The organism is Paraconexibacter sp. (assembly GCF_041602235.1).
GTDB lineage: Bacteria > Actinomycetota > Thermoleophilia > Solirubrobacterales > Solirubrobacteraceae > Paraconexibacter.
In genome coordinates this window covers 1-6469 of the sequence record NZ_JBFIGP010000221.1, presented here as the reverse complement: position 1 = coordinate 6469, position 6469 = coordinate 1, and the positions used below count along the sequence as shown (strand labels likewise).

6 protein-coding genes are annotated in these 6469 nt (G+C 72.3%); 3 read left to right on the top strand and 3 right to left on the bottom strand.

The genetic code is table 11. From position 1 onward, the window contains the following. Window positions 1-280 (top strand): EAL domain-containing protein (locus ABYE80_RS15455; RefSeq protein ID WP_372791189.1); only part of this gene is annotated, 280 nt, incomplete at its 5' end. A gap of 60 nt (window positions 281-340) precedes the next feature. Then, entirely contained in the window at window positions 341-2473 is a 2133-nt protein-coding gene (locus ABYE80_RS15450) for a RecQ family ATP-dependent DNA helicase (RefSeq protein ID WP_372791188.1), read from the top strand. A 22-nt stretch (window positions 2474-2495) separates the two neighbouring features. Here ABYE80_RS15450 and ABYE80_RS15445 read toward each other — a convergent pair whose 3' ends face one another. Next, window positions 2496-2768, bottom strand: a complete 273-nt coding sequence (locus tag ABYE80_RS15445) for a GlsB/YeaQ/YmgE family stress response membrane protein (protein WP_372791186.1) — start codon at window positions 2766-2768, stop codon at window positions 2496-2498. Window positions 2769-2819: 51 nt separating this feature from the next. Beyond that, window positions 2820-4061 carry a PucR family transcriptional regulator gene (locus ABYE80_RS15440; RefSeq protein WP_372791185.1) on the bottom strand — a complete coding sequence of 414 codons (1242 nt, stop codon included), beginning with the start codon at window positions 4059-4061 and terminating at the stop codon, window positions 2820-2822. A gap of 104 nt (window positions 4062-4165) precedes the next feature. Here ABYE80_RS15440 and ABYE80_RS15435 point away from each other — a divergent pair, with 104 nt between their 5' ends. Continuing rightward, window positions 4166-5671: a flavin-containing monooxygenase gene (locus ABYE80_RS15435; protein ID WP_372791184.1), complete on the top strand. Its 1506-nt coding sequence runs from the start codon at window positions 4166-4168 to the stop codon at window positions 5669-5671. Between the two features lie 76 nt (window positions 5672-5747). Here ABYE80_RS15435 and ABYE80_RS15430 read toward each other — a convergent pair. Further along, window positions 5748-6469 (bottom strand): VOC family protein (locus ABYE80_RS15430; RefSeq protein WP_372791183.1); only part of this gene is annotated, 722 nt, incomplete at its 5' end.

Below are 6469 nucleotides of genomic sequence, written 5' to 3'. Positions count from 1 at the left end.
GGGCTTCAGCTACCTCAAGCACCTCCCCGTCAGCTACCTGAAGATCGACATCGACTTCGTGCGGGACCTGCTGGCCAACGACGCGAGCCGGCACGTCGTGGCGGCGGTCGTCGACCTCAGCGACCGCTTCGGCCTGCGGACCATCGCCGAGGGCGTCGAGGACCTCGACACGCTGGAGCTGCTGGGCGATCTCGGCGTCGATCTCGCCCAGGGCATGGTGATCGGGGCCCCGGTGCCGCTCGGGGAGGCCTTCGGACCCGACCAGCTCCCTCGCGCCTGAGCATCAGGCGCCGAATGGTGCTGCCGGGGCGGCGACGGGCTCGCTCGCTACGGTCCGGGGGTGCACGACGCGCTCACCCAGCTCGCCACGGTCTTCGAGAACCCCGCCGACCCGGGGGCATCGGCCCGTCTCGACGCCGTGCGCGCCCGCTGGCGGACGCTGACGGCCGCGGAGCGCAACGCGCTGACGCCGCTGGCCAAGCTCGCCGCGGAGCGCGTGAAGGCGGCGATCGAGCCGACGCTGTTCGCGGTCGAGGAGGTCGCCGCCGCGGACCTCGTCGCGCCGCTGCCGGGCGCTCCGTCCGCGGAGCCGCAGGACGACTACCTCGCCTATCTCGAGTCGATGGACGACGGCGGCGACGTCGAGGTCGACGACGGCTGGTCCCCCTCCCCGCAGGGCGATGAGCCGATCCACACGGCGGCCCCGCCGGTGTCGCTGGAGCGTCGGTCGCTGGCCGACGTCTCCCCGGACTCCCTGCTGGAGCTGCTGGGGTTGCGCGCCTTCCGTCCGGGCCAGCGTGAGGCGGTCCAGGCCGCGCTGCAGGCCCGCGACGCGCTGGTGGTCATGCCGACCGGCGGGGGCAAGTCCCTCTGCTACCAGCTCCCCGCGTTGGCGGGCGACGACCTGACCGTCGTCGTCTCGCCGCTCATCGCGCTGATGCGCGACCAGGTCGCGCGGCTCACCGACCTCGGGCATCCGGCCGTGATGCTCGCGTCCGGCGGTGACGGGTCGGAGAACCGCGCCGCGATCGCGGCGATCCGCGACGGCAGCGCCAAGGTCGTGTTCGCCGCGCCGGAGCGCTTCGCCTCCGGCGTCTTCCGCGCGGCGCTCAGGACCCGGGCCCTGGCGCTGTTCGTGGTCGACGAGGCGCACTGCGTGAGCGAGTGGGGACACGACTTCCGGCCCGACTACCTTCGGCTCGCCGCCGTGATCGCCGAGCTCGGTCACCCGCCCGTGATGGCCTGCACCGCCACCGCGACGCCGAAGGTCGCCGAGGAGATCGTGCGGCGCCTCGGCCTTCGGGACCCGGAGCGCGTGCGCTCGGGGTTCGACCGGCCGAACCTGTCCTTCGACGTCCTGCCGTTCGACGGCGAGGGATCGGTGGCGCGCAAGCGGGCGACGCTGGTCGCCGGTGTGGGGCTCCCGGAGAACCGCCCGGCGATCGTGTACTGCGGCACGCGGAAGTCCACCGAGGAGATCGCGACGCTCCTGGGCGACGAGAGCGGCCTGCGGGTCGTGGGCTACCACGCGGGCATGACCGCCGACGTGCGTGCTCGCGCACAGGACGCCTTCATGCGCGGCGAGGTCGACGTGGTCGTCGCCACCAACGCGTTCGGGATGGGTGTCGACAAGGCCGACGTGCGGTCGGTGTGGCACTGGGCGCTCCCGTCGTCCCTGGAGGCCTACTACCAGGAGGCGGGACGTGCCGGGCGCGACGGCCTCCCGGCCCGCGCCGTGCTGCTGTCGTCGCGCTCGGACCTCGGGCGACTCGTGCGCTTCATCCAGGAGGCGGAGGTCACCGTCGAGCAGGTCGGCGCCCTGGTCGGCCGCCTGCGCGCGCGGGCCGGCGAGGACGGCGTCGTCGAGGCCGACGCGGGTGCGGACCGCGATCGCGTGGCCCTCGCGGTCGCCGAGCGTGCGGGCGGCGTGCGGCTCGCCCCCGGTGCCGGGGGTCGACTCCGGGTGCAGGTGCTGCCCGGTGAGCTGGACCACCGGGAGGTGGCGGCGATGTGCCGGGCGGCGACCGACCGCCGCTGGCAGGCCTACCGCTCGATCGAGCGCTACGCGGCGGGCGCCGACGGGGAGTGCCGGCGCCGGCAGCTGCTGGATCACTTCGGCGACGACGAGCCGACCGCGCCCACGGGCCGCTGCTGCGACGTGCACGACCCGGTCGACTGGCTGCCGGAGATCGTGGTGTCGGCGCGTCGCGGCGCGTCCTCGCGCGGTCGCGGGAGCGGCACGACCGCCGACGACGGACCGCCGGTCGCCGACGCCGACCTGGCTCCGCTGAAGGCGTGGCGGATGGAGCGCGCCGCGGGCAAGCCCGCCTACACGGTGGCCACGGACGCGACGCTACGGGAGGTGGTGCGGCGCCGGCCCTCGTCTCCCGAGGAGCTGCTGGAGATCAAGGGCATCGGCCCGTCCTTCGTGCAGAAGCACGGTGAGGCCCTGCTGGAGGTGCTGGGGCGCTGACGGCGACCCGGCCCGGCAGCCCTCAGCGACCGTAGCCCGCGGAGTGCTGACCGCCGCGTGCGCGGCGGGCGAGCCAGACGAACAGCATCGCGAAGACGACCGACAGCAGGATGCCACCGCCGCGGCCGTCGAAGAGGGCCAGGGACACGAGTCCGGCGACCGTCGAGCCGGCGATCCCGATCAGGATGGTCTCCGGCACGGTCATCGGGTCGCGGCCCGGGAGCGCGAGTCGTCCGAGCGCGCCCACGATCAGGCCGGTGAGGACGAGGGCGATCAGATAGACGATCAGGCTCATGCTCGAGGTGTTCCCGCGTGCGACCGGCCTGAACCCCGTCCCGAGCGCTGGTCAGTCCGTCCCCAGCCAGTGCACGATCTCCAGGGCCAGGCCCACCTCGAGGTGGTGACCGTCGAGCGGGGTCGGCAGCAGCTCCTGGGCCCGCTGCAGCCGGTTGAGCACGGTGTTGCGGTGCGCGTAGAGCGCGCGGGCCGCCTGGGCGGTGCTCGAGTCCTCACGCAGGAACGTGCGAAGGGTCTCGCGAAGGACCGGATCGGCGGTGGCGAGGTCGCCGAGCGTACGGTCGACGAACGCGCGGGCGCGGTCCGGGTCGTGCGTGGCGAGCGAGACGACCTGCACGTCGTCGAAGGTCACCACCTGCAGCCCGTCGGGAACGCGGTGCAGCAGCCGCTGGGCTGCGAGGGCGTCGAGGTGGCTGCGTCGGAAGCCGTCCATCCTGCGGCCTCGCGGTCCGATCGCGACGCGCACGTCCGGGAGGTCGGCGCGCAGTTCGGCACGGGCGGACTCCACGTCGATGTCCGCGTCCCCGGGGATCCAGGCCCACAGCGAGCCCGCGCTGGCCACCACCGTGAGCGGGCGCGCGACGCCGGCGGCGCGGGCGAGGGCGTCGGCGGCCCGCTCCAGTGCACCATCGTCGCCGAGTGCCTCACGGCCGTGGGTCCACAGGACCGCCGCGGTGTGCGACCGGTCCAGCTCGTAGCGCAGCCGGGTGGAGGCGCGCGAGCTGGTGATCGGTGCGCCCTCCAGGATGAGCGTCACGACCTCCAGGCGCTCGGCGTGCGTGCCGCCCGTCAGCTCGCTGCGCTCCCGCTCGATCTGCCGTGCGATACCGCTGACGGTCTCGTCGACGAAGGTGAAGATCGAGCGCGCGCTGACGTCGAGCAGCTCGCGGAGCTCGGCCGGGTCCGACGTCAGCTCGAAGGCCATCTGCATCCACTGTCGCCAGGCCGTGGTCTCGCCCGTGCGGTACAGGTCGAGCGATCCCTCGTCGAGCCCGCGGCGCACGAGATCGCGGGCGATGCCCAGCGTCGACGGCCCCAGGTTGGGCGGGACGCGCATCCCGGGCGCCTCGACGTTCGCCCGCGCCCAGTACATGAGGTTCAGGTGATTGGTGGCGCGGACGGCGTCGACAAGGACGGGGTCGGCGGTGAGGGTCGGGCTCGCCGACCCGAGCGTCGCCCGGTCCACCTGCTCGAACACGTCGTCGGGGGCGGTGAGCATCGCGGTCGCGGCCTTGCGGATGAGCTCGGCGACACGGGGGGAGGGCGGATCCCAGGAGGGTGGCTCGGCCATGGCTACACCACCGTAGCCTGTTTTGGGCAGATCGCACAAGCCGGTCGCCGGATACTGGGCGAAATGTCCTTCTCGTCAGGGTGTCAAGCGGCGATCATTCCCCCATGAGCGCTACCACCCCGCATCACGTCGACGTCCTCATCGTCGGGGCCGGGATCTCCGGCATCGGCTGCGCCTGGCACCTCCAGGACAAGCAGCCCGGTCGCACCTACGCGATCCTCGAGAACCGGGATGCGATCGGTGGCACATGGGACCTGTTCCGCTACCCGGGCATCCGCTCCGACAGCGACCTGCACACCTTCGGCTACGCGTTCAAGCCCTGGACGGACGAGAAGGCGATCGCCGACGGGCCCGACATCCGCGCCTACATCCAGGAGACGGCGCGGGAGAACGGCATCGACAAGCACATCCGCTTCGGCCACAGGGTCGTGCGGGCCGCGTTCGACTCGTCGACCGCGCTGTGGACGGTCGAGGCGCGGCATGGGGACGAGGACGTCGTCTTCACCGCCTCGTGGCTGTTCAGCGGCGCCGGCTACTACAACTACGACGAGGGCTACACACCGCACTTCGAGGGGCGCGAGCGCTTCCAGGGGCAGATCGTCCACCCGCAGTTCTGGCCCGAGGACCTCGACTACGCCGGCAAGAAGGTCGTCGTCATCGGATCCGGCGCCACCGCCGTCACGCTGATCCCGTCGATGACCGACGAGGCCGAGCACGTGACGATGCTGCAGCGGTCCCCGAGCTACATCGTGACCCTGCCGATGAAGGACCCGATCGCCAACGGCCTGCGCAAGGTGCTCCCCGACCGGCTGGCCTACCGGCTCACGCGGCGGAAGAACGTCGCGCTGCAGACCGGCATCTACTCCTTCGCGCAGAAGCACCCCAACGCCCTCCGCAAGCTCATCCGGGCGGCCACCATCAAGCAGCTGCCCAAGGGCTACGAGGTCGACACGCACTTCAAGCCGAAGTACGACCCGTGGGACCAGCGCCTGTGCACGGTCCCCAACGGCGATCTGTTCCGGGCGATCCGCAAGGGCAAGGCGTCGATCGTCACCGACCACATCGACACCTTCACCGAGAAGGGCATCCTGCTGAAGTCCGGTGAGGAGCTCGAGGCCGACATCATCATCACCGCGACGGGGCTCAAGCTGCAGCTGTTCGGCGGCATCGACGTGACGGTGGACGGCGTCCCCGGCGACCCGTCCCAGGCGGTCGCCTACCGCGGCCTGATGCTCAGCGGCGTGCCGAACTTCGCCTACGCGGTCGGGTACACCAACTCGTCGTGGACGCTGAAGGTCGACCTCGTGTGCGAGCACCTCTGCCGACTGATGTCGCACATGGATCGCCACGGGTACGACATCGTCGTCCCCGAGGCCGACCCCGCGATGGAGACGCGGCCCCTGCTGGACTTCGCCGCCGGCTACGTGCAGCGAGCGATCGACACGTTCCCCAAGCAGGGCAGCGCCGCGCCGTGGCAGCAGAACATGTCCTACGCGAAGGACATCAAGGCGCTGCGTGAGAGCGAGGTCGCCCACGAGGCGCTGCGCTTCTCGCGCCGCGGCGAGGCCGAGGGCCGCCAGGACGAGCGCGAGGTCGCGCTCGCAGGGTAGGGCCGCCGGGGCCTCGACCCCGCCCTGAGCCGTGCCCGGCCGCGCGCAGCGGCCGGGTAACCGTCGCTGCGCTGCCCTATCCGTCCGCGAGCTGCATGACCATGAACGGCGCGCCCTGCGGGTCCATGATGCCCGCGAACCGGCCGATCGCCATGTCCATCGGCTCCACCGTGATCGTGGCGCCGAGCTCGCGGGCCCGGGCCACGGTCGCGTCGCAGTCCGCGACCACGAAGGTCACCGCCCAGTGCGGCGGCACCTCCGGCGGGAACACGTCGTCGGTCATCTCCATCATGCCGCCGACCGGGGCGTCGCCGACCTCCCAGACGACGTAGCTCTCCGGGGCACCCTCGAAGCCGGGTGTGCCCGCGGTCCACGGGAAGACGGACAGGTAGAAGTCCTTCGCGGCGGCCGTGTCACGGGTCACGACCTCGTTCCAGCCCAGGGAGTTCGGCTCGTTGACGACATCCGCCCCGGCGAACGTCTTCGGCTGCCAGATCCCGAAGACCGCCCCGGTCGGGTCCGCGAAGAACGCCATGCGCCCGATGTCCATGACGTCCATCGGCGGGACGACCACGGACCCGCCCGCGGCCGCGACCTTGCCCGCGGTCTCGTCGGCGTCGGCGACGGTGATGTACGTCGACCAGGCCGTCGGCTGGCCCTCCTCGGTGAGGGCCATCAGCCCGGCGACGGCCTTGCCGTCCTGCTCGAACATGCGGTAGCCGCCGGTCTCCTCCTCGGGGCCCGGCTCGGAGGCCGTCCAGCCCATCAGGTCGCCGTAGAAGGCGGCCGACGCGGCGG